We start from the raw sequence: 16,486 nt of genomic DNA, 5'->3' as shown, positions 1-16,486 counted from the left end.
GTTAAACAAAGACGATTTCGTCTTCCACCAGTAAATCTTCCCGGCGAAAACGCAACAGGATCTGCGCTACGGCAATGACGTCTTTTTCGCAATAGCGAATAATCCGGTCGATATCTTTTTCGATATAATATACATGACCTACCTGACTACCATCGATATCGTCTTTTGGCGACGGAATACCCAGAATGTTTGTGAGTAGTTTTAAAGATGTAAAATGTTTAAAATCGCCAAATTTCCATAATTCCATCGTATCCAGATGTGGCACTTCCCACGGTTTTTTTCCGAAAAGATTCAGTTTGGGAGGAATGGATATTCCATTGATAACCATTCGGCGGGCGATAAACGGAAAATCGAATTCCTTAGCATTATGACCGCAGAGTATATGTTGCGGCTGGTTAAAATGATTTGCCAGCAAATTGCTAAAATCTTTTAGTATTTTGATTTCCTCGCCAAAAAAGGACGTTACCCTAAAATGACGGATGTCGTTGCGAAAGGTAAAATAACCCACTGATATACAGATAATTTTTCCAAACTCGGCCCAAATTCCGGCGCGTTCGTAAAACTCTTCCGGAGTAAAATCGTCCTTACGCTGGTATTGTGTCTTCAGGCTGTACAGTTCCTGTTTGGTTTTGTCTAAGGCGTTAAAATTTTCTTCTTCGGGAACGGTTTCAATATCCAGAAAAAGAATGTTTTCCAATCTTATTTTTTCTAACATGGCGTATAGTGTATTCTGTTATTTTCTTTTTTCAAGCATTTTATAGGCTTCGCCCACATACACATAAAAATCGTTACTATGCGGATCGGTTTCGGTTTGCAGGCCTTTTAGGTGACCCAGGCGGACAATAATAACATTGTCTTCCGGAACTACGATAACGAATTGTCCCAAATGGCCTCTCATATAGTACATTTTTTTACCAAGATAATTATGCAACCACCAGCCATAGCCATATTCGGGCGATTCCGGAAAACGCGGTGTAATCGATTTTGCTACAAAAGTACTGTCCAACAATTGTTTTTCATTCCATTTTCCGTTTTGCAGGTATAATTTTCCGAAACGGGCAAAATCGCGGGCATTACTGGCAATACAACAATAGGCTTTTTCAATTCCGTCGGGTGCATGATCCAATTGCCATAAGGCTTCGTTTTCGGCACCCATGGGTTGCCAGAAATTTTTTGACATATAATCCGACAGGTATTCACCCGTGGCTTTTTCGATAACCATTGCGAGTAATTCGGTTGCACCACTCAGGTATTTAAAGCTTTTTCCGGGCGCTTCGTTTACTTCCAGTCCTAAGATGACCTTTTTGAGATCGTTGTCAAAATAAGCGCGGGTTACAATGGAAAACGGACTATAATAATGTTCGTCCCAGCTTAAGCCGGATGACATGGATGACAAATCGCCTACTGTTACCTCTTTGGCATATTTCCCTTTTAATTCCGGGAAGAAATCGGACACTTTCTGATCGAGACTTTTAATTTTTCCGTCCATGATCGCTTTACCCAGACAAGCCGAAACAATACTCTTGGCCATCGAAAAGGAATTGGATTTGGAATCTTTTCCGTAACCGTCGAAATAACTTTCGTGCCAGATACTGTCATTTTTGATGATCAGATAGGCAACGGTTTGAAGTTCCTTATGGGTTTTGTTGAGTATTTCCGTAGCGGGAACGCTGTTATAATCTTTGGCGATTGCCCACGGTTGCGCGGTTCCTTTTTTGATTTCGCGGTTTGGAAATTCCTTATAATCGTCCAGAAAAGCAGTGGTATATCCTTTAAAATAAATAGTCCTGACTGCGCGAAGTAAATAATCGACATCGAAAATATACATCAGGATAATGATACCGGTAAGGAGGATTAAAAACCACAGTAGGAATTTTTTTAGAAACTTCATAAGCACGGAATTTGTAACGTATCTTACGAATGTAAGGAAATTATCGGATTTTTTTCGGTTTCGGAAGGATTTAAAAAAGGCTTTCCTGTTTTACCGGATTTTCGTGTTCCAACAGCCATTGTTTCCGCCATAATCCGCCGGCATAACCAGTTAGCGAACCATCGGAACCGATTACCCTGTGACAGGGAACCACAATCCAAATCGGATTTTTACCATTGGCAGCGGCCACAGCCCGAATGGCTTTTACATCGCCCAGTTTTTTAGATAATTCGAGATAGGACATGGTTTTTCCGTAGGGGATTTCCAAAAGTGCCTGCCACACTTTTTGCTGGAAATCGGTTCCCTTCGGATGGAGTGTAAAGGTGAACGCTTTTCGTTGTCCGTCGAAATATTCGTTTAGCTGGGAAACAGCTTCCTGAAAATGTTCCGGAATACTTTCGGAAACCAATCCGTCCTGATGCACCGATATAACGGAAATACCGTTTGCATCGCCTTCTATTTTTGCGATTCCAAGGGGTGTTTTTATAAAAATAGTGTCCATGGCGTAAAGATATCGGTTTCGTTTTTAGGTTGCAAATCAAAAGCTTGCATAAAAAAACCGGTTTTAAAACCGGTTTTTGCTATTTTATTTTGCGTGACTCAAAATATAGGCTTCCAAAGCGACCAATTCTTCTTCGGGAAGGTTTTTGGTAATGGCAAAATTGGTTTTCATCACGGAATATTGCGACGGATCGACAATAGGCTCTCCTTTTTCTTTTAGGAAATCAACGATACTGGCACCTTTTTCTTTATAGATTTTGGCAATTTCGGCAATACTGGGGCCAATCACTTTCTGATCGGGTTTATGACAGGAATAGCACATCCCTTTACCATCGAAAACTTCCTGTCCCAACTCCAGTGTTAACTGGGCTTGTGTTTTTTTAACTTCCGGATACAGGCTTTCTTTTTTTTCTTCTTTTTTGTTACAAGCAGCTAAAAGTACTGTGCAAGCCAGGATAAGTATGCTCTTTTTCATGGGATTACTGCATTAATTTAGCGGCTTCTTTCGCAAAATAAGTTGAAATAATATTGGCTCCGGCTCTTTTGATGCAATGCAACTGCTCCATCATGATTTTGTCATGATCTAACCAGCCTTTTTCGGCAGCGGCTTTTACCATGGCATATTCTCCGGATACCTGATATACGGCAACCGGAACGTTTACGGTGTCTTTTATTTCCCGAACAATGTCAAGATAAGCAATTCCAGGTTTTACCATTACGATATCGGCTCCTTCTTCCACGTCATGTAAGGCTTCTTTAATGGCTTCGATACGGTTGGCATAGTCCATCTGGTAGGTTTTTTTATCGCCAAATCCAGGTGCGCTATCCAAGGCATCGCGGAAAGGGCCGTAGAAAGAGGAAGCATATTTGGCACTATAACTCATAATTCCCACATCGTGGAAACCACTTTCTTCCAGTGCTTTACGAATCGCAAGTACACGGCCGTCCATCATATCGCTTGGCGCAACAAAATCGGCACCGGCTTCGGCATGGCTCACACTCATACGGGTAAGCGCATCCACGGTAGCATCGTTTAAGATTTGTCCGTTTTCCACAATTCCGTCATGTCCGTAGCTGGAATAGGGATCCAGAGCTACATCGGGCATTACGATCATTCCCGGAACGGCATCTTTAATCGCGCGGATCGTTTGTTGCATCAATCCGTCTTTATTCCAGGCTTCCTTACCGGTATTGTCTTTTAAGTTATCGCTCACTTTTACATAGATATTGACCGCTTTAATACCCAGATTCCATAATTCTTTTACTTCTTTAACGGTTAGATCCAGCGAACGACGGTAGATACCGGGCATTGAAGGAATTTCGATACTAACGTCTTTTCCTTCTGCCACAAACATCGGGAACATAAAATCAGTCGGACTTAATGTGGTTTCACGAACTAACGAACGGATAGCATCATTGGTTCTGAGGCGTCTATTTCTGTGTAATGGAAACATAATAACGTGTTTTTAGTGTGTCGCAAATTTAGGTATTTAAAACGGCATTTGCGATTTCGGTCATTGCATTAGAATAAGTTTAACACAGGGGCAAAAAAAAGAGCCTCAATTGAGGCTCTCAGTGTTTTAATTCGGTCTTGTGGGGTGAGTGGTCGGACACAGTAAGGAGTAGATTCCGCTTCGGTCCGGATCGGTAATATCGTTTCCGCCTCTTATTTTAGAACAGTCGCTTTTTGATAGTTCAACAATTGATGTTTTTTTGAACGCAAGTAAATTGTTTTTTGTAGTTTTCATGGTGTGTGGGTTTTTATTTGTTGATTCAAAACTAGATCTAAATGCCTGATAATCAAAGTGAAGTATGCCTAAATTTATAAAAAAAATACCGTTTTTTAATTTTGTAAACATTTGTGAATCAGTTTGTTATAAATAAATTTTTCTTAATAAAAAAATGTTATTTTTGTTATACAAAAACCTGTTAAAATATGTTGCTTTCCCTACTAAAAAGAGTTTTTCTTTGTGCATTTCTATTGAGTTTTCAATCGATTTTAGCAACAGATACAAAGAATCAGTTAAAAGATTCTATTCAGAAATATATTTACAGTAACCCGGCGCTGGCCAAAAAATACATTCACCGCTACCTGTCGCTTAGCGAAAAGCAAAAAGAGGACAACGATGTGATTATCGCTTATAATTATTTAGGATATGTATGTATGACGTTATCGGAAACCGATAGCGCTTTTTATTTTTGCGACAAAGCGATTATCAAAGCCTATGGCGCGAATAACCAGAATCTTGTTTTACGGGCTAAAATCAACAAAGCGAGTTTACTCTACCAGATCTACAATTTTGAGCAGGCCTTATTATTGTACAACGAAGCACTTCAACTGGCTAATAAATTAAAAGATTCCTATAGCGTTCGGAGCATCAGTATTAGTATTGCGAATATCAAATACGAAATCGGGAAACACGGTGAAGCATTGGCGGTTTTTAAAAAATATCTGAATAATAGTGATGTTTCCAAGCAAGAACGCGCTTCTCTCGAACTTAAAATAGCCAAGACTTATCTGAAAATGAACCAGCCGGATTCGTCGATGATTTATATCAATAAGGGATTGGACTATTGCAAAGCGGCAAACGATAAAGAACTGGAAGTCTATTTCCTAAACGTAAAAGGATTGAGCTTTTTAAAGAAAAAAGACTACAAAGACACCGAAACGGTTTTGAATGAGGCCTTACAAAAAGCGGTTAAAATCAAAAACAAACGGATTGAAGCTACGGTAATGCTGAGTTTGGCTGGTTTAAGGAGCGAACAGAAGCAGTATAATGAATCGAACCGGGTACTAAAGGCTGGATTATCCAAGCAGGACAAATCGGAATTTGCACCGGAGGAACTGACGGATTATTACAAATTGCTGGCCGAGAACTATAAAGCAGTGGATAGCATTGGACAATCCAACTTTTATTATCAGAAGTTTATCGATGAGAATTCCAAAAAATCAGCGAAGAAAATCGGAACGTTGGAAGATTTGCATAAAATCGACATTGAAAAGATCGATCAGGAAAAGACGGATGAGGTAAAACAAAAAAACATACTGATAGTTGCTGTTTTACTGTTAATCGGGTTTTTAGGCTTTTTCTACTTCCGAAGCAAGAGAAATGCAAGAGTCAACCAGGAGAAATTTGAGATCCTGATTGGGAAGATCAATGATTTTGAGGCTAAAAAGCTATTGGAAGAACAGGAAAAGACAACAAAAAGTAAGACAAAAGAAGACATCCTCGAAAGTCAGCTTATTCCAAACATAACCATTAGCAAGGAAGAAGACATTATTGAGACAGCGGAATCCGGAGCAATAGAAGTTCCACTGGAAGAACCTCTGGAATCGTCTGAAACATTTGATATAGAAAGCGAAACGATTGCGCATCAGGATGTTGTGCCTACCGATGCTACCTTTATCATTAAAGATGAGCGGGTAAATGATATATTGGAAAAACTGGAAAAACTTCAGGAAAAGAAATACTTCCTCCGACAAGACTGTACGCTACATAATGTGGCCAAAAAATTAAAAACCAATACGGCCTATCTGTCCAAGATTGTGAATAATGAGCTTGGAAAAAGCTTTAGCACCTATATTAATGAACTTCGGATTAACTACGTAATATTGGAATTAAAGAACAATTCGAAGTTACGGGCGTACTCGGTAAGTTCGATTGCCGATGAGATTGGCTATAAAAGTTCCGACTCATTTACCAAATATTTTAAGGCGGCAACAGGTATTACACCATCGATTTACATCAAAAAAATAGAAGAAATGAAACATAAAGAAGAAAGTGTATTATAAAATGATATTTTTTATAATTACCTGAAAATCAAAATAATAACAACTTAAAAGATGCCTGTTTTTTTATAAAAATAGGCATTGTTTGTTTGTGGGAGAAAAAAAAACAGCTTTACTTTGTCCTGTTGATGAATGAGAAATGAAATGATTTGATCATAACGTTTTAAAAACATTAACGGATGGGTTTTTAGGTAGCGAAAGTATTTTTAATATGAGTAGCTACTCAAAAAACACAAAAGGCATAAAAAATAAAACAGAGCGTGGAAGGCCCTGTTTTATAGAATGAATTACAAAACGAAATCCAACAAATTATAGGTTGGAGTATCTTTACAAAGATAACTTTTTATTTATTAAAGCCAAGTTTTGATACAAAAAGTTCCCTCCTTTTTAAAGACACACTCACTCCCTTCTTTCGTTGGTAAATTTTAAGCCCTTAATGGGTACAATGTTCAGGAACCGACAGATATCGGATCCGAATGAATCAAATTTATTCAGGCAGTATTGCGCAGTTCGAATGGTTAAACAAAACCATATGTAGGCCAATTGAAAACTGAAAAATTAATGACGTTCCAGAAATGAAATGATTTCATTGTAATGGGCGTTGCAGCAGAAAATTTAAAAGAAACCATTAAAACGAAAAAAATGATCAACCCGTCGCGATTTAAAAAGCACACCATCGTCGAATTAAATGACGAAGCGGTACAAAAATCCCGATTTTATGCTTCGGTGAAGCGATTTTTTAGGGCTGTAACCCGAATTTTTACAAAAAAGCCTAAAAAAAAGCCATAACCGATTGATCAGATTCCTCGTGGTTAAGATTGCATTCAAAAAGTATTTTGAACAGAATATCTAGTAACTAAATAAAACGAGAATTATGAAAAATCAAAGAATTGACATGTTGTTCTTCTATAAAAGTTCCGTGGCTGAACTTAACGGAGAAGAATTAAAAAGAATCAACGGTGGCGGTGGTACAGACGTACTGCTAACAAACAATCCATTGAGCTGCACGTTTTGTGTAAACTCAAGTAAAGGGCACTATACCAACGAATTCAATCCGATGGCTGGACCGCTATAAAGGGCGTCTGACCACTGTAAAAAACAAATTTTAACCAATTGTAATAACTCTTAATTTTTAAATCATGAAAAAAGAAAACAAAAGCCTACTTACTTTTAAGAAAAGTTCAGTAGCAGAATTAGATCAAACAGCAATGCGCAACGTAGTAGGTGGTGGAACAACCATCGTTGAAGAGCAAACAACCATTATCTGTGGTGATTGTATTCCGGTTCCGGGACCAATCAGAACAATAATTAAAGCACAGTTCTAATATAATTTCAAAAGAGGAAAAACCGTACTATTCGGTTAAAACACTACAAAAGCAACGGTTTTTCTTCTAAAAAACAATGTTTAACACAAAAAGCAACCTTATGAAAACGACAAAACACAACAATCGTCTTGATTTTGCAAAAAATGCAATAGTAGAACTAAACGACAACCAGTTACAAAACGTAAATGGGGGTTCTATGGATGCGATCATCAACTATATCGGTGATAAGTTAAAAGACATGATAAAACCACAGGTATAAACGACAACCTTATGAAAACAACACACACAACAAACCGATTGTTATTTGCAAAAAATGATATCGCAGAATTAAATGCTACGGAAATGATAACGATTAATGGCGGTAGTACAATTATGGGCGGCGAAACCTGTACTGGATGCGTATGTATCTCCGTTATCGGAACCATCATGCAGATCGAAGCGCAGTAAGTAAATCCCCTCTTTTTATAGAGCTATTATTTATAATGTGAACAGTAGCAGCTGTTTGGCAACAGGATAATTATGACCTATAACGAAGCAATCCATAATCAAAACGAAAAAATACAGTAGTATGAAAACACAAGTAACAAACAAATTGGTATTCCAATCGAATGCAGTTGCCGAACTGGATGTAACAACAATGCATCAGGTAATTGGCGGCGCAACAACCTTTATCTGTGGTGACTGCGTGGTAATTACCAGCCGTATCGAGAAGGCATTGGACTAACAATACGTCCGGAATTTCAACACAATTCCAGGAACATTGCACGGAAGATTTAACAACAACAAAAAGTAAAACCATATGAAAACACAAGCAACAAATAAACTTGCATTTCAATCGAATGCGGTTGCAGAACTGGATTTAGAAGTGATGAACCAGGTAAATGGCGGCGCGACAACCTTTATCTGTGGTGACTGCGTAGTAATTACCACGCGTATCGAAAATACACTGGACTAACAATACGTCCGGAATTCAAACACGATTTAACAACAAAAAGTAAAACCATATGAAAACACAAGCAACAAATAAACTTGCATTTCAATCGAATGCGGTTGTAGAATTGGATTTAGAAGTGATGAACCAGGTAAATGGCGGAGCAACAACCTTCGTATGTGGCGAGTGTGTAGTGGTTACCAGTCGCATTAAAAACGGAATGGCGATCAACTAAAAAAATAAAGCTATGAAAAAGAAAACCATCAGTAAGCTGGAATTCCATAAAACAGCATTAGTTGAATTAAACGAACCGAAAATGGCGACCATTATCGGAGGTACATTAACTATGGCAGGAGGTACATCATTAGTAATGATAACGATGTATACGGCTATCAATAAAGTAGTGCGCTAAAAGCAACGACGTAATCTCATAAAAACGAAAAAAAACGTTCATCAGAAAGAAGCGCCATTATTGATCGGATCCGATAGCGATATCGAAAAGATGTCTGCCAGGAGATTAAAAAACAGCATCATCCGTGAACCATAGCAAACGGGCATTTATAACCCGATGATAGAAGGGAACTGTAAGTTGCAACAGCGCAACGCCGACCAAATCTGCCTGTTTGCCAGTCGTTTCGGGGATCGAAAATAACCAGACGGTATGCTATATCGTCACGAAAACGGATAAACAAAAAAATAAGAAACATGAAACAGCAAACCAATAACGCACTGATGTTTCGTAAAAATTCACTGGTTGAATTAAACGAACAAAAAATGAATGCGATTGCCGGAGGAACCGGAAGTACAACCTTTATCGGGACAACGTCACTGGTGATTCTTACCGTGGGAACCGAAAATGACATGACATTATTATAAAACGGGAGCTATGAAAAAAGAAACAACCCACCAACTGACGTTTCAAAAGCGATCGATAACCGAGTTAAACGAACAAACCATGGCTACTATAGCCGGCGGAACGCTGACACCATCGAGTACAACTTTGATCACGATGACCTTACAAACGATTACCGAAAAATTTGACAACAACTAAAAAATAAGAAATATGAAAAAAGCAGACCCAAACAAGCTTCATTTTAAGAAAAGTGATATTACAGAATTAAACCAATCCACAATGCGCCAGATTGCCGGCGGAGGAGACACCATCAACGAACAAACGACATTGATTTGTGGTGATTGTATTTTGGTTCCGGGACCGATTCGCAATATCACGAAACTACAGTCCTAAACGTAAGCACTATAAAAACAACACACAATAACAAACTGGCTTTTGCCAAAAGTTCGGTAGCAGAATTAAATCCTGCAGATATCATAACGATTAACGGCGGATCGACAATTGTAGGTGGGGAAACCTGTTCGGGATGCGTATGCCTTCCGGTGCAAACAATTGTAAGCGATGGATTTGCCGTAGCCTAAATACAAGGTCGGCCGGACATTAAGCGGAAAAAATCACAATACATAGCGGATACAACTGCGGTAAGAAACGAATGTTTACTTGCGTCAGGCTTGGCATGGCTATTCAGAACCTAAAAACAACAACAGTATGAAAACACAAAACACAACCAAACTGGCCTTTGCCAAAAACGCCATCGTGGAATTAAACGATGATCATTTAAACAATGTAAATGGCGGATCTCTATTACTTAGTGCAATTGTAGTGGCTATATCTGTAGCTGCAGGTTACACAGTAGGAAAAAACCTGGATTAAATATATATAAAAACAAAAAAAGATGAAAACAACACACACACCAACAAAGCTTGCTTTTGCTAAAAATTCTTTAGTGGAATTAAATAACAGTCAGTTACACGATATCAACGGCGGATCAACCCCGGTATGTTCCGGTTCGGCAATCTTTTATACGATTGTTTATACGGGAACGATGAATACCGTAGTGGCTCAGGAATAAAAAGGCGATCTCAAGAAAACAACACAGTACACGAAACAGCCTTTTGCAAAAAGTTCGGTAGCAGCATTAAACCCTGCAGACAGAATCAATGGTAATGATGGATCGACTATTGTTGGCGGAGAAACCTGTTCGGGATGCGTATGCTACGGTACAAACGATTGTAAACGACGGATTTGTCGTAAGTAAAACAGAAAGTCGTCCGGACTTTAAGCGGAAAAAATCACACGACATAACGGAGAAAACCAGCGGTAAGAGAACATCGGTTTACTTGCGTCGGAACCGGTATGACTATTCACAACCTAAAAAAACAACAGTATGAAAACACAAAACACCAACAAATTGGCTTTTGCCAAAAATTCTGTAGTAGAATTAAATGACGATCAATTGAACACTGTAAATGGTGGTTCGATAACAGTAACCCTTATTGTAACGGTGTCGATATTGGCAGCCACTTATCTGGAAGCACAATAAATAAAACCGGAAAACCGATACGATCCATTGATTGCTTTTTTCGGAATAAGATTCTTAACAAGGATCATTACAACGACATAAAAAGCGGATCATAATCGTTACGATGACGAATTACGACGGATTTGTCGTAAGTAAAATAGAAAGTCGTCTGGACTTTAAGCGGAAAAAATCACACGACATAACGGAGAAAACCAGCGGTAAGTGAACATCGGTTTACTTGCGTCGGAACCGGTATGATTATTCACAACCTAAAAAACAACAACAGTATGAAAACACAAAACACCAACAAATTGGCTTTTGCCAAAAGCGCGATCGTCGAATTAAACGATGATCATTTAAGAAATGTAAACGGAGGATCACTATTAACGGTTGCGATCACTGTGGCTATATCCGTAGCAGTTGGCTATACCGTAGAGCAAATGCTGGATTAAGTATAACGTAAAAAGAACAACAATATGAAAACACCAAACACCAACAAACTCGCTTTCGCCAAAAGCGCTGTTACCGAATTAAACGATGCTCATTTAATGGAAATCAATGGCGGATCGACACCAACAGTAACATTAGCCATAGTAACCATAGTGGTTATTGAAGCCATGATGGCGGAATAAGTAATACTCAAAAACGAAAACCATGAAAACAACACACCACAACAAACTGGCCTTTGCCAAAAACGACCTGGTAGAATTAAACAGTAACCAGATGCTCCATGTGCAAGGTGGTACCGGTACCTCTATTATTGCGATGACAATAGTTGGATCCACATCTCTTGTTACAGCCACATCTTCTGTAATATTTGATCAAGCGGAAAAAAATTAAGCCTTAACGATAAAAACAACAACGATGAAAACACAAAACACGAACAAACTGGCCTTTGCCAAAAACGACCTGGTAGAATTAAACAACAGTCAGATGATTGATGTGAAAGGTGGAACCTCGCCTCTTATTTTAACAACACTGTTTACGGTTACTTCTACGACTACTTTATTGGCTGATCAAGCAGTAAATTAATTCTTAACCTTTAAAAATCAAACAATATGAAAACACAAACTTCCAACAAATTAGCTTTCGCTAAAAGTTCATTAGTAGAACTAAATGACAACCAATTAAACGATGTAAACGGTGGAACCACTCCGGTATGTGTAGGAGTGATCATTGGCCTTTCAATTTATGTCGCAATCGACAAAGCTTTAGACTAATCTTTAACCAACAAAACTTTAAAAACATGAAAACGCAAACTTCCAACAAATTAGCCTTCGCTAAAAGTTCATTAGTAGAACTAAACGACAACCAGTTAAACGATGTAAACGGTGGAACTACTCCGGTATGTGTAGGAGTGATCATTGGCCTTTCAATTTATGTCGCAATTGACAAAGCTTTAGACTAATCTCTAACCAACAAAACTTTAAAAACATGAAAACACAAACTTCCAACAAATTAGCCTTCGCTAAAAGTTCATTAGTAGAACTAAACGACAACCAGTTAAACGATGTAAACGGTGGAACCACTCCGGTATGTGTAGGAGTGATCATTGGCCTTTCAATTTATGTCGCAATTGACAAAGCTTTAGACTAATCTCTAACCAACAAAACTTTAAAAACATGAAAACACAAACTACCAACAAATTAGCTTTCGCTAAAAGTTCATTAGTAGAACTAAACGACAACCAGTTAAACGATGTAAACGGTGGAACTACTCCGGTATGTGTAGGAGTGATCATTGGACTAACAATGAGCATCGCAATCGACAAAGCTTTAGACTAATCTTTAACCAACAAAAAACACAAAAATTATGAAAACGCAAACTTCCAACAAATTAGCCTTCGCTAAAAGTTCATTAGTAGAACTAAACGACAACCAATTAAACGATGTAAACGGCGGAACGACTCCAGTATGTGTAGGAGTGATCATCGGCCTAACAATGAGCATCGCAATTGACAAAGCTTTAGACTAATCCTTAACCAACAAAAACACAAAAATTATGAAAACGCAAACTTGCAACAAATTAGCTTTCGCTAAAAGTTCATTAGTAGAACTAAATGACAACCAATTAAACGATGTAAACGGTGGAACCACTCCGGTATGTGTAGGAGTGATCATTGGACTAACAATGAGCATCGCAATTGACAAAGCTTTAGACTAATCCTTAACCAACAAAAAACACAAAAATTATGAAAACACAAACTTCCAACAAATTAGCTTTCGCTAAAAGTTCATTAGTAGAACTAAACGACAACCAGTTAAACGATGTAAACGGTGGAACTACTCCGGTATGTGTAGGAGTGATCATTGGCCTAACAATGAGCATCGCAATTGACAAAGCTTTAGACTAATCTCTAACCAACAAAACTTTAAAAACATGAAAACACAAACTTCCAACAAATTAGCTTTCGCTAAAAGTTCATTAGTAGAACTAAACGACAACCAGTTAAACGATGTAAATGGTGGGACGACTCCGGTATGTGTAGGAGTGATCATTGGCCTAACAATGAGCATCGCAATTGACAAAGCTTTAGACTAATCTTTAACCAACAAAACTTTAAAAACATGAAAACACAAACTTCCAACAAATTAGCTTTCGCTAAAAGTTCATTAGTAGAACTAAACGACAACCAGTTAAACGATGTAAATGGTGGGACGACTCCGGTATGTGTAGGAGTGATCATTGGCCTAACAATGAGCATCGCAATTGACAAAGCTTTAGACTAATCTTTAACCAACAAAACTTTAAAAACATGAAAACACAAACTTCCAACAAATTAGCTTTTGCTAAAAGTTCATTAGTAGAACTAAACGACAACCAGTTAAACGATGTAAACGGTGGAACTACTCCGGTATGTGTAGGAGTGATCATCGGGCTAACAATGAGCATCGCAATCGACAAAGCTTTAGACTAATCTTTAACCAACAAAAAACACAAAAATTATGAAAACACAAACTTCCAACAAATTAGCTTTCGCTAAAAGTTCATTAGTAGAACTAAACGACAACCAGTTAAACGATGTAAACGGTGGAACTACTCCGGTATGTGTAGGAGTGATCATTGGCCTTTCAATTTATGTCGCAATTGACAAAGCTTTAGACTAATCTTTAACCAACAAAACTTTAAAAACATGAAAACACAAACTTCCAACAAATTAGCTTTCGCTAAAAGTTCATTAGTAGAACTAAATGACAACCAATTAAACGATGTAAACGGTGGAACCACTCCGGTATGTGTAGGAGTGATCATTGGCCTAACAATGAGCATCGCAATCGACAAAGCTTTAGACTAATCCTTAACCAACAAAAAACACAAAAATTATGAAAACGCAAACTTCCAACAAATTAGCTTTCGCTAAAAGTTCATTAGTAGAACTAAACGACAACCAGTTAAACGATGTAAACGGTGGAACCACTCCGGTATGTGTAGGAGTGATCATTGGCCTTTCAATTTATGTTGCAATCGACAAAGCTTTAGACTAATCCTTAACCAACAAAAAACACAAAAATTATGAAAACACAAACTTCCAACAAATTAGCTTTCGCTAAAAGTTCATTAGTAGAACTAAATGACAACCAATTAAACGATGTAAACGGTGGAACCACTCCGGTATGTGTAGGAGTGATCATTGGCCTAACAATGAGCATCGCAATCGACAAAGCTTTAGACTAATCCTTAACCAACAAAAAACACAAAAATTATGAAAACGCAAACTTCCAACAAATTAGCTTTCGCTAAAAGTTCATTAGTAGAACTAAACGACAACCAGTTAAACGATGTAAACGGTGGAACCACTCCGGTATGTGTAGGAGTGATCATTGGCCTAACAATGAGCATCGCAATCGACAAAGCATTGGACTAATTCAAGACAACAACGAAAGAATTATGAAAACACAAAGCGAAACCGGGTTAGTTTTTACTAAAAGAGCATTAGCGAAATTAAACGACAATCCGTTTCACGATGTGAATGGTGGAACCACTCCTTATATGTGTCCTTATACTTCAGGAGTAATGAACCTATTACCTGCTGGCTGAATAAGTTTTACAGCAGACGTAAAAAAGGCTATCTATTACAGATAGCCTTTTTTATTGGATTTAATGCCAATAAAAGAAGAGTAGATTCTGTTTGTCAGGAGCGATTATTATAACGATTTAAAAAATATTTTTTTAGCATTATAAACAAGTATTTAAGTTGTTTATTTTCATTTTCTTTTTAACCATTTTAGTTTATAGAAAATAAGTCATAATAGATATCATATGTTATACAAAATGATGTTTATAAGCTACTTGTTAAAGTTGAATTGTTTTTTAGGTATCTGATAATCAAATGGTTATTTTTGTTTTCTTAAAGAAAGCTAAATATGGGAGTATTTGAGAGTAATAACATTTGTTTTACGGTGTTTCTGAAAACAACTTTTTTTTCGACTTTAGAAGCCACATATATATTCTGTTTATTGGGCATACTGTTGGTTATTGTCTTAATCATTTTGGTTTTTTGTTATTGCTGGTACAGTAAAAGCGAAAAGGAGCATAAGGAAAAGTTTCAGATTTTATTAAATAAGATTAATGATTTTGAACTGAGAAAAGGACAACAGGAGAACGGATTGTTTATTTCTGAAAATAGCAATGGCCGAAAAAATTTTCCGGATGAGGCAACATTTACGATTACGGACGAACGGATAAATGACATACTTGAGAAATTAAAAAAACTGGAACAACAAAAATATTTTCTGCGACAGGATTGTACCTTACATAAGGTTGCTAAAAAATTAAAAACAAATACCGCTTACCTGTCCAGAATTGTAAACAATGAACTGGGGAAGAGCTTTAGCAATTATATTAACGAGCTTCGAATTAATTATGTCATTTCGGAATTAAAAAGTAATTCAAGGCTTCGGGCTTATTCGATAAATGCGATAGCTGATGAGATCGGATATAAAAGTCCGGACTCTTTTTCGAAATATTTTAAAGAAGCAACCGGTATTTCGCCTGCTGTTTATATCCGAAAAATAGAAAAAAAGAAACAGGATATAATTTGATTTAAGGTTCTGGTATATAGTGTTTTAATGGTTTTAAAATATAGCTGTTTTTTATAAAAATAGGGTTTGTTCGTTTGCGGAAACCAAAAAATCGACATTTCTTTGCTGTGTTGATGAAGGAGAGATGCAGCGATAGCATCAAGGCATTTCGAAACAGCAACGGATGGGTTTTTGTGTAGCGAAAGTATTTTTTAATATGAGTAGCTACTTCAAAAACACACAAATTAAAAAGTAGTAACCGTGAAAAAAAAGTAGTAATAACACTACAAAAATTTTCCTTCCCAATGCTCGTTAGGTAGCTATACCCGAAGTGGCAAAATGTAGTTTCAAATTATAAAATGAAACAGAAATACTTCCCCTTTAAAGAAAAACAAATAATGAATTATTTATAATTCAGACAAGTTGTAACATTTCCCCTAAAACAAAAACGATCCGGCTTTAAAGTCGATCAGCAGTACTGTTCTTAAAACGGTTAAAATGGATCGGAATCCATTTATAACTACAGTATAATGGACCAGCGCGCGTAATGTCCATACAGGAGTAACCTGAAAATCCTTAAAAGAGTAAGGGATAATTTTAAATACAATAATCA

The 16,486-nt window shown here is 37.4% G+C and carries 43 protein-coding genes; 38 read left to right on the top strand and 5 right to left on the bottom strand.

The window, feature by feature from the left end; genetic code table 11:
- Nucleotide 1: 1 nt before the first annotated feature.
- The 5 genes from E6C50_RS12465 to hemB all read right to left on the bottom strand — a co-directional run bounded on the left by E6C50_RS12465 (nt 2) and on the right by hemB (nt 3,885).
- Nucleotides 2-715 (bottom strand): 3'-5' exonuclease, encoded by a 714-nt coding sequence (locus tag E6C50_RS12465; protein WP_136403550.1) that lies wholly within the window; start codon nt 713-715, stop codon nt 2-4.
- Between the two features lie 18 nt (nt 716-733).
- On the bottom strand, nt 734-1,891 hold the full coding sequence (locus tag E6C50_RS12460) for a serine hydrolase domain-containing protein (RefSeq protein WP_136403549.1): 1,158 nt from the start codon (nt 1,889-1,891) through the stop codon (nt 734-736).
- A 70-nt stretch (nt 1,892-1,961) separates the two neighbouring features.
- Nucleotides 1,962-2,432 (bottom strand): methylated-DNA--[protein]-cysteine S-methyltransferase, encoded by a 471-nt coding sequence (locus E6C50_RS12455; protein ID WP_136403548.1) that lies wholly within the window; start codon nt 2,430-2,432, stop codon nt 1,962-1,964.
- Between the two features lie 84 nt (nt 2,433-2,516).
- The gene (locus tag E6C50_RS12450; RefSeq protein ID WP_136403547.1) at nt 2,517-2,906 is read right to left on the bottom strand and encodes a c-type cytochrome; all 390 of its coding nucleotides are present in this window, start codon (nt 2,904-2,906) and stop codon (nt 2,517-2,519) included.
- 4 nt (nt 2,907-2,910) lie between these two features.
- Nucleotides 2,911-3,885 carry a porphobilinogen synthase gene (gene hemB / locus E6C50_RS12445; RefSeq protein WP_136403546.1) on the bottom strand — a complete coding sequence of 325 codons (975 nt, stop codon included), beginning with the start codon at nt 3,883-3,885 and terminating at the stop codon, nt 2,911-2,913.
- Between the two features lie 482 nt (nt 3,886-4,367).
- Between hemB and E6C50_RS12440 the strand changes: the two genes are divergently transcribed.
- From E6C50_RS12440 to E6C50_RS12325, 38 genes are all read left to right on the top strand, one after another.
- Nucleotides 4,368-6,224 carry a helix-turn-helix domain-containing protein gene (locus E6C50_RS12440; protein ID WP_136403545.1) on the top strand — a complete coding sequence of 619 codons (1,857 nt, stop codon included), beginning with the start codon at nt 4,368-4,370 and terminating at the stop codon, nt 6,222-6,224.
- A gap of 871 nt (nt 6,225-7,095) precedes the next feature.
- Nucleotides 7,096-7,296 carry a hypothetical protein gene (locus E6C50_RS12430; RefSeq protein ID WP_136403543.1) on the top strand — a complete coding sequence of 67 codons (201 nt, stop codon included), beginning with the start codon at nt 7,096-7,098 and terminating at the stop codon, nt 7,294-7,296.
- Between the two features lie 64 nt (nt 7,297-7,360).
- Nucleotides 7,361-7,546: a class I lanthipeptide gene (locus E6C50_RS12425; RefSeq protein ID WP_136403542.1), complete on the top strand. Its 186-nt coding sequence runs from the start codon at nt 7,361-7,363 to the stop codon at nt 7,544-7,546.
- A gap of 100 nt (nt 7,547-7,646) precedes the next feature.
- Nucleotides 7,647-7,805 carry a class I lanthipeptide gene (locus tag E6C50_RS12420; RefSeq protein ID WP_168732814.1) on the top strand — a complete coding sequence of 53 codons (159 nt, stop codon included), beginning with the start codon at nt 7,647-7,649 and terminating at the stop codon, nt 7,803-7,805.
- 11 nt (nt 7,806-7,816) lie between these two features.
- Entirely contained in the window at nt 7,817-7,993 is a 177-nt protein-coding gene (locus E6C50_RS17740; RefSeq protein WP_168732813.1) for a hypothetical protein, read from the top strand.
- Between the two features lie 121 nt (nt 7,994-8,114).
- Complete coding sequence (locus tag E6C50_RS17735) at nt 8,115-8,270, top strand: hypothetical protein (RefSeq protein WP_168732812.1); 156 nt, start codon at nt 8,115-8,117, stop codon at nt 8,268-8,270.
- 75 nt (nt 8,271-8,345) lie between these two features.
- Complete coding sequence (locus tag E6C50_RS17730) at nt 8,346-8,501, top strand: hypothetical protein (RefSeq protein WP_168732811.1); 156 nt, start codon at nt 8,346-8,348, stop codon at nt 8,499-8,501.
- 49 nt (nt 8,502-8,550) lie between these two features.
- Nucleotides 8,551-8,712 carry a hypothetical protein gene (locus tag E6C50_RS17725; RefSeq protein WP_168732810.1) on the top strand — a complete coding sequence of 54 codons (162 nt, stop codon included), beginning with the start codon at nt 8,551-8,553 and terminating at the stop codon, nt 8,710-8,712.
- A gap of 12 nt (nt 8,713-8,724) precedes the next feature.
- The gene (locus E6C50_RS17720) at nt 8,725-8,889 is read left to right on the top strand and encodes a class I lanthipeptide (RefSeq protein ID WP_168732809.1); all 165 of its coding nucleotides are present in this window, start codon (nt 8,725-8,727) and stop codon (nt 8,887-8,889) included.
- Between the two features lie 293 nt (nt 8,890-9,182).
- Nucleotides 9,183-9,353 (top strand): class I lanthipeptide, encoded by a 171-nt coding sequence (locus E6C50_RS17715; RefSeq protein WP_168732808.1) that lies wholly within the window; start codon nt 9,183-9,185, stop codon nt 9,351-9,353.
- A 10-nt stretch (nt 9,354-9,363) separates the two neighbouring features.
- A complete protein-coding gene (locus E6C50_RS17710) occupies nt 9,364-9,528 on the top strand; it encodes a class I lanthipeptide (RefSeq protein WP_168732807.1) in 165 nt (54 codons plus the stop codon).
- A gap of 12 nt (nt 9,529-9,540) precedes the next feature.
- Nucleotides 9,541-9,723 (top strand): class I lanthipeptide, encoded by a 183-nt coding sequence (locus E6C50_RS12415; RefSeq protein ID WP_136403540.1) that lies wholly within the window; start codon nt 9,541-9,543, stop codon nt 9,721-9,723.
- A complete protein-coding gene (locus E6C50_RS17705) occupies nt 9,672-9,911 on the top strand; it encodes a hypothetical protein (protein WP_168732806.1) in 240 nt (79 codons plus the stop codon). Before E6C50_RS12415 ends, E6C50_RS17705 begins: the two co-directional genes overlap by 52 nt.
- A gap of 127 nt (nt 9,912-10,038) precedes the next feature.
- Nucleotides 10,039-10,203: a class I lanthipeptide gene (locus E6C50_RS17700; RefSeq protein WP_168732805.1), complete on the top strand. Its 165-nt coding sequence runs from the start codon at nt 10,039-10,041 to the stop codon at nt 10,201-10,203.
- A 22-nt stretch (nt 10,204-10,225) separates the two neighbouring features.
- Nucleotides 10,226-10,402 (top strand): class I lanthipeptide, encoded by a 177-nt coding sequence (locus E6C50_RS17695; protein WP_168732804.1) that lies wholly within the window; start codon nt 10,226-10,228, stop codon nt 10,400-10,402.
- A 94-nt stretch (nt 10,403-10,496) separates the two neighbouring features.
- Complete coding sequence (locus E6C50_RS12410; RefSeq protein WP_136403539.1) at nt 10,497-10,721, top strand: hypothetical protein; 225 nt, start codon at nt 10,497-10,499, stop codon at nt 10,719-10,721.
- Nucleotides 10,718-10,873: a class I lanthipeptide gene (locus E6C50_RS17690; protein ID WP_168732803.1), complete on the top strand. Its 156-nt coding sequence runs from the start codon at nt 10,718-10,720 to the stop codon at nt 10,871-10,873. The genes E6C50_RS12410 and E6C50_RS17690 overlap by 4 nt, the downstream gene beginning before the upstream one ends.
- 266 nt (nt 10,874-11,139) lie before the next feature.
- Complete coding sequence (locus E6C50_RS17685) at nt 11,140-11,304, top strand: class I lanthipeptide (RefSeq protein ID WP_168732802.1); 165 nt, start codon at nt 11,140-11,142, stop codon at nt 11,302-11,304.
- A 24-nt stretch (nt 11,305-11,328) separates the two neighbouring features.
- Complete coding sequence (locus E6C50_RS17680) at nt 11,329-11,484, top strand: class I lanthipeptide (protein ID WP_168732801.1); 156 nt, start codon at nt 11,329-11,331, stop codon at nt 11,482-11,484.
- A gap of 22 nt (nt 11,485-11,506) precedes the next feature.
- Nucleotides 11,507-11,692 carry a hypothetical protein gene (locus E6C50_RS12405; protein ID WP_136403538.1) on the top strand — a complete coding sequence of 62 codons (186 nt, stop codon included), beginning with the start codon at nt 11,507-11,509 and terminating at the stop codon, nt 11,690-11,692.
- Nucleotides 11,693-11,716: 24 nt separating this feature from the next.
- On the top strand, nt 11,717-11,884 hold the full coding sequence (locus E6C50_RS17675) for a class I lanthipeptide (protein ID WP_168732800.1): 168 nt from the start codon (nt 11,717-11,719) through the stop codon (nt 11,882-11,884).
- A 26-nt stretch (nt 11,885-11,910) separates the two neighbouring features.
- A complete protein-coding gene (locus tag E6C50_RS12400; RefSeq protein WP_136403534.1) occupies nt 11,911-12,072 on the top strand; it encodes a class IIb bacteriocin, lactobin A/cerein 7B family in 162 nt (53 codons plus the stop codon).
- Between the two features lie 26 nt (nt 12,073-12,098).
- Entirely contained in the window at nt 12,099-12,260 is a 162-nt protein-coding gene (locus tag E6C50_RS12395) for a class IIb bacteriocin, lactobin A/cerein 7B family (protein WP_136403534.1), read from the top strand.
- Nucleotides 12,261-12,286: 26 nt separating this feature from the next.
- Nucleotides 12,287-12,448, top strand: coding sequence for a class IIb bacteriocin, lactobin A/cerein 7B family (locus tag E6C50_RS12390; protein ID WP_136403534.1), 162 nt, complete (start codon nt 12,287-12,289; stop codon nt 12,446-12,448).
- 26 nt (nt 12,449-12,474) lie between these two features.
- A complete protein-coding gene (locus E6C50_RS12385) occupies nt 12,475-12,636 on the top strand; it encodes a class IIb bacteriocin, lactobin A/cerein 7B family (RefSeq protein WP_136403536.1) in 162 nt (53 codons plus the stop codon).
- Between the two features lie 28 nt (nt 12,637-12,664).
- Nucleotides 12,665-12,826 carry a class IIb bacteriocin, lactobin A/cerein 7B family gene (locus E6C50_RS12380; protein WP_136403533.1) on the top strand — a complete coding sequence of 54 codons (162 nt, stop codon included), beginning with the start codon at nt 12,665-12,667 and terminating at the stop codon, nt 12,824-12,826.
- A 27-nt stretch (nt 12,827-12,853) separates the two neighbouring features.
- On the top strand, nt 12,854-13,015 hold the full coding sequence (locus tag E6C50_RS12375) for a class IIb bacteriocin, lactobin A/cerein 7B family (RefSeq protein WP_136403535.1): 162 nt from the start codon (nt 12,854-12,856) through the stop codon (nt 13,013-13,015).
- Nucleotides 13,016-13,043: 28 nt separating this feature from the next.
- Nucleotides 13,044-13,205, top strand: a complete 162-nt coding sequence (locus E6C50_RS12370) for a class IIb bacteriocin, lactobin A/cerein 7B family (RefSeq protein ID WP_136403533.1) — start codon at nt 13,044-13,046, stop codon at nt 13,203-13,205.
- Nucleotides 13,206-13,231: 26 nt separating this feature from the next.
- Nucleotides 13,232-13,393: a class IIb bacteriocin, lactobin A/cerein 7B family gene (locus E6C50_RS12365; RefSeq protein ID WP_136403533.1), complete on the top strand. Its 162-nt coding sequence runs from the start codon at nt 13,232-13,234 to the stop codon at nt 13,391-13,393.
- A 26-nt stretch (nt 13,394-13,419) separates the two neighbouring features.
- Entirely contained in the window at nt 13,420-13,581 is a 162-nt protein-coding gene (locus E6C50_RS12360) for a class IIb bacteriocin, lactobin A/cerein 7B family (RefSeq protein ID WP_136403533.1), read from the top strand.
- A gap of 26 nt (nt 13,582-13,607) precedes the next feature.
- Nucleotides 13,608-13,769 carry a class IIb bacteriocin, lactobin A/cerein 7B family gene (locus E6C50_RS12355; protein WP_136403533.1) on the top strand — a complete coding sequence of 54 codons (162 nt, stop codon included), beginning with the start codon at nt 13,608-13,610 and terminating at the stop codon, nt 13,767-13,769.
- Nucleotides 13,770-13,797: 28 nt separating this feature from the next.
- On the top strand, nt 13,798-13,959 hold the full coding sequence (locus E6C50_RS12350; RefSeq protein ID WP_136403534.1) for a class IIb bacteriocin, lactobin A/cerein 7B family: 162 nt from the start codon (nt 13,798-13,800) through the stop codon (nt 13,957-13,959).
- Between the two features lie 26 nt (nt 13,960-13,985).
- Complete coding sequence (locus tag E6C50_RS12345) at nt 13,986-14,147, top strand: class IIb bacteriocin, lactobin A/cerein 7B family (protein WP_136403533.1); 162 nt, start codon at nt 13,986-13,988, stop codon at nt 14,145-14,147.
- A gap of 28 nt (nt 14,148-14,175) precedes the next feature.
- Nucleotides 14,176-14,337 (top strand): class IIb bacteriocin, lactobin A/cerein 7B family, encoded by a 162-nt coding sequence (locus E6C50_RS12340; protein ID WP_136403534.1) that lies wholly within the window; start codon nt 14,176-14,178, stop codon nt 14,335-14,337.
- A gap of 28 nt (nt 14,338-14,365) precedes the next feature.
- Nucleotides 14,366-14,527 carry a class IIb bacteriocin, lactobin A/cerein 7B family gene (locus E6C50_RS12335; protein ID WP_136403533.1) on the top strand — a complete coding sequence of 54 codons (162 nt, stop codon included), beginning with the start codon at nt 14,366-14,368 and terminating at the stop codon, nt 14,525-14,527.
- Between the two features lie 28 nt (nt 14,528-14,555).
- Nucleotides 14,556-14,717, top strand: a complete 162-nt coding sequence (locus tag E6C50_RS12330; RefSeq protein ID WP_136403533.1) for a class IIb bacteriocin, lactobin A/cerein 7B family — start codon at nt 14,556-14,558, stop codon at nt 14,715-14,717.
- 23 nt (nt 14,718-14,740) lie between these two features.
- Complete coding sequence (locus E6C50_RS17670; protein ID WP_168732799.1) at nt 14,741-14,890, top strand: hypothetical protein; 150 nt, start codon at nt 14,741-14,743, stop codon at nt 14,888-14,890.
- Between the two features lie 326 nt (nt 14,891-15,216).
- Nucleotides 15,217-15,894, top strand: a complete 678-nt coding sequence (locus E6C50_RS12325; protein ID WP_136403532.1) for a helix-turn-helix domain-containing protein — start codon at nt 15,217-15,219, stop codon at nt 15,892-15,894.
- The last annotated feature ends 592 nt before the right edge of the window (nt 15,895-16,486 follow it).

It is taken from the genome of Flavobacterium supellecticarium (genome assembly GCF_004801375.1).
GTDB lineage: Bacteria > Bacteroidota > Bacteroidia > Flavobacteriales > Flavobacteriaceae > Flavobacterium > Flavobacterium supellecticarium.
The sequence above is the reverse complement of the archived record's forward strand: the minus strand, read 5'-3'. Positions and strand labels throughout refer to the sequence as shown.

Excerpts from the sequence above, each read along its gene's own strand:
- E6C50_RS12465 (WP_136403550.1), bottom strand. The coding sequence starts at position 715 with ATGTTAGAAAAAATAAGATTGGAAAACATTCTTTTTCTGGATATTGAA.
- E6C50_RS12460 (WP_136403549.1), bottom strand. The coding sequence starts at position 1,891 with ATGAAGTTTCTAAAAAAATTCCTACTGTGGTTTTTAATCCTCCTTACC.
- E6C50_RS12455 (WP_136403548.1), bottom strand. The coding sequence starts at position 2,432 with ATGGACACTATTTTTATAAAAACACCCCTTGGAATCGCAAAAATAGAA.
- E6C50_RS12450 (WP_136403547.1), bottom strand. The coding sequence starts at position 2,906 with ATGAAAAAGAGCATACTTATCCTGGCTTGCACAGTACTTTTAGCTGCT.
- hemB (WP_136403546.1), bottom strand. The coding sequence starts at position 3,885 with ATGTTTCCATTACACAGAAATAGACGCCTCAGAACCAATGATGCTATC.
- E6C50_RS12440 (WP_136403545.1), top strand. The coding sequence starts at position 4,368 with ATGTTGCTTTCCCTACTAAAAAGAGTTTTTCTTTGTGCATTTCTATTG.
- E6C50_RS12430 (WP_136403543.1), top strand. The coding sequence starts at position 7,096 with ATGAAAAATCAAAGAATTGACATGTTGTTCTTCTATAAAAGTTCCGTG.
- E6C50_RS12425 (WP_136403542.1), top strand. The coding sequence starts at position 7,361 with ATGAAAAAAGAAAACAAAAGCCTACTTACTTTTAAGAAAAGTTCAGTA.
- E6C50_RS12420 (WP_168732814.1), top strand. The coding sequence starts at position 7,647 with ATGAAAACGACAAAACACAACAATCGTCTTGATTTTGCAAAAAATGCA.
- E6C50_RS17740 (WP_168732813.1), top strand. The coding sequence starts at position 7,817 with ATGAAAACAACACACACAACAAACCGATTGTTATTTGCAAAAAATGAT.
- E6C50_RS17735 (WP_168732812.1), top strand. The coding sequence starts at position 8,115 with ATGAAAACACAAGTAACAAACAAATTGGTATTCCAATCGAATGCAGTT.
- E6C50_RS17730 (WP_168732811.1), top strand. The coding sequence starts at position 8,346 with ATGAAAACACAAGCAACAAATAAACTTGCATTTCAATCGAATGCGGTT.
- E6C50_RS17725 (WP_168732810.1), top strand. The coding sequence starts at position 8,551 with ATGAAAACACAAGCAACAAATAAACTTGCATTTCAATCGAATGCGGTT.
- E6C50_RS17720 (WP_168732809.1), top strand. The coding sequence starts at position 8,725 with ATGAAAAAGAAAACCATCAGTAAGCTGGAATTCCATAAAACAGCATTA.
- E6C50_RS17715 (WP_168732808.1), top strand. The coding sequence starts at position 9,183 with ATGAAACAGCAAACCAATAACGCACTGATGTTTCGTAAAAATTCACTG.
- E6C50_RS17710 (WP_168732807.1), top strand. The coding sequence starts at position 9,364 with ATGAAAAAAGAAACAACCCACCAACTGACGTTTCAAAAGCGATCGATA.
- E6C50_RS12415 (WP_136403540.1), top strand. The coding sequence starts at position 9,541 with ATGAAAAAAGCAGACCCAAACAAGCTTCATTTTAAGAAAAGTGATATT.
- E6C50_RS17700 (WP_168732805.1), top strand. The coding sequence starts at position 10,039 with ATGAAAACACAAAACACAACCAAACTGGCCTTTGCCAAAAACGCCATC.
- E6C50_RS17695 (WP_168732804.1), top strand. The coding sequence starts at position 10,226 with ATGAAAACAACACACACACCAACAAAGCTTGCTTTTGCTAAAAATTCT.
- E6C50_RS12410 (WP_136403539.1), top strand. The coding sequence starts at position 10,497 with ATGATGGATCGACTATTGTTGGCGGAGAAACCTGTTCGGGATGCGTAT.
- E6C50_RS17690 (WP_168732803.1), top strand. The coding sequence starts at position 10,718 with ATGAAAACACAAAACACCAACAAATTGGCTTTTGCCAAAAATTCTGTA.
- E6C50_RS17685 (WP_168732802.1), top strand. The coding sequence starts at position 11,140 with ATGAAAACACAAAACACCAACAAATTGGCTTTTGCCAAAAGCGCGATC.
- E6C50_RS17680 (WP_168732801.1), top strand. The coding sequence starts at position 11,329 with ATGAAAACACCAAACACCAACAAACTCGCTTTCGCCAAAAGCGCTGTT.
- E6C50_RS12405 (WP_136403538.1), top strand. The coding sequence starts at position 11,507 with ATGAAAACAACACACCACAACAAACTGGCCTTTGCCAAAAACGACCTG.
- E6C50_RS17675 (WP_168732800.1), top strand. The coding sequence starts at position 11,717 with ATGAAAACACAAAACACGAACAAACTGGCCTTTGCCAAAAACGACCTG.
- E6C50_RS12400 (WP_136403534.1), top strand. The coding sequence starts at position 11,911 with ATGAAAACACAAACTTCCAACAAATTAGCTTTCGCTAAAAGTTCATTA.
- E6C50_RS12395 (WP_136403534.1), top strand. The coding sequence starts at position 12,099 with ATGAAAACGCAAACTTCCAACAAATTAGCCTTCGCTAAAAGTTCATTA.
- E6C50_RS12390 (WP_136403534.1), top strand. The coding sequence starts at position 12,287 with ATGAAAACACAAACTTCCAACAAATTAGCCTTCGCTAAAAGTTCATTA.
- E6C50_RS12385 (WP_136403536.1), top strand. The coding sequence starts at position 12,475 with ATGAAAACACAAACTACCAACAAATTAGCTTTCGCTAAAAGTTCATTA.
- E6C50_RS12380 (WP_136403533.1), top strand. The coding sequence starts at position 12,665 with ATGAAAACGCAAACTTCCAACAAATTAGCCTTCGCTAAAAGTTCATTA.
- E6C50_RS12375 (WP_136403535.1), top strand. The coding sequence starts at position 12,854 with ATGAAAACGCAAACTTGCAACAAATTAGCTTTCGCTAAAAGTTCATTA.
- E6C50_RS12370 (WP_136403533.1), top strand. The coding sequence starts at position 13,044 with ATGAAAACACAAACTTCCAACAAATTAGCTTTCGCTAAAAGTTCATTA.
- E6C50_RS12365 (WP_136403533.1), top strand. The coding sequence starts at position 13,232 with ATGAAAACACAAACTTCCAACAAATTAGCTTTCGCTAAAAGTTCATTA.
- E6C50_RS12360 (WP_136403533.1), top strand. The coding sequence starts at position 13,420 with ATGAAAACACAAACTTCCAACAAATTAGCTTTCGCTAAAAGTTCATTA.
- E6C50_RS12355 (WP_136403533.1), top strand. The coding sequence starts at position 13,608 with ATGAAAACACAAACTTCCAACAAATTAGCTTTTGCTAAAAGTTCATTA.
- E6C50_RS12350 (WP_136403534.1), top strand. The coding sequence starts at position 13,798 with ATGAAAACACAAACTTCCAACAAATTAGCTTTCGCTAAAAGTTCATTA.
- E6C50_RS12345 (WP_136403533.1), top strand. The coding sequence starts at position 13,986 with ATGAAAACACAAACTTCCAACAAATTAGCTTTCGCTAAAAGTTCATTA.
- E6C50_RS12340 (WP_136403534.1), top strand. The coding sequence starts at position 14,176 with ATGAAAACGCAAACTTCCAACAAATTAGCTTTCGCTAAAAGTTCATTA.
- E6C50_RS12335 (WP_136403533.1), top strand. The coding sequence starts at position 14,366 with ATGAAAACACAAACTTCCAACAAATTAGCTTTCGCTAAAAGTTCATTA.
- E6C50_RS12330 (WP_136403533.1), top strand. The coding sequence starts at position 14,556 with ATGAAAACGCAAACTTCCAACAAATTAGCTTTCGCTAAAAGTTCATTA.
- E6C50_RS17670 (WP_168732799.1), top strand. The coding sequence starts at position 14,741 with ATGAAAACACAAAGCGAAACCGGGTTAGTTTTTACTAAAAGAGCATTA.
- E6C50_RS12325 (WP_136403532.1), top strand. The coding sequence starts at position 15,217 with ATGGGAGTATTTGAGAGTAATAACATTTGTTTTACGGTGTTTCTGAAA.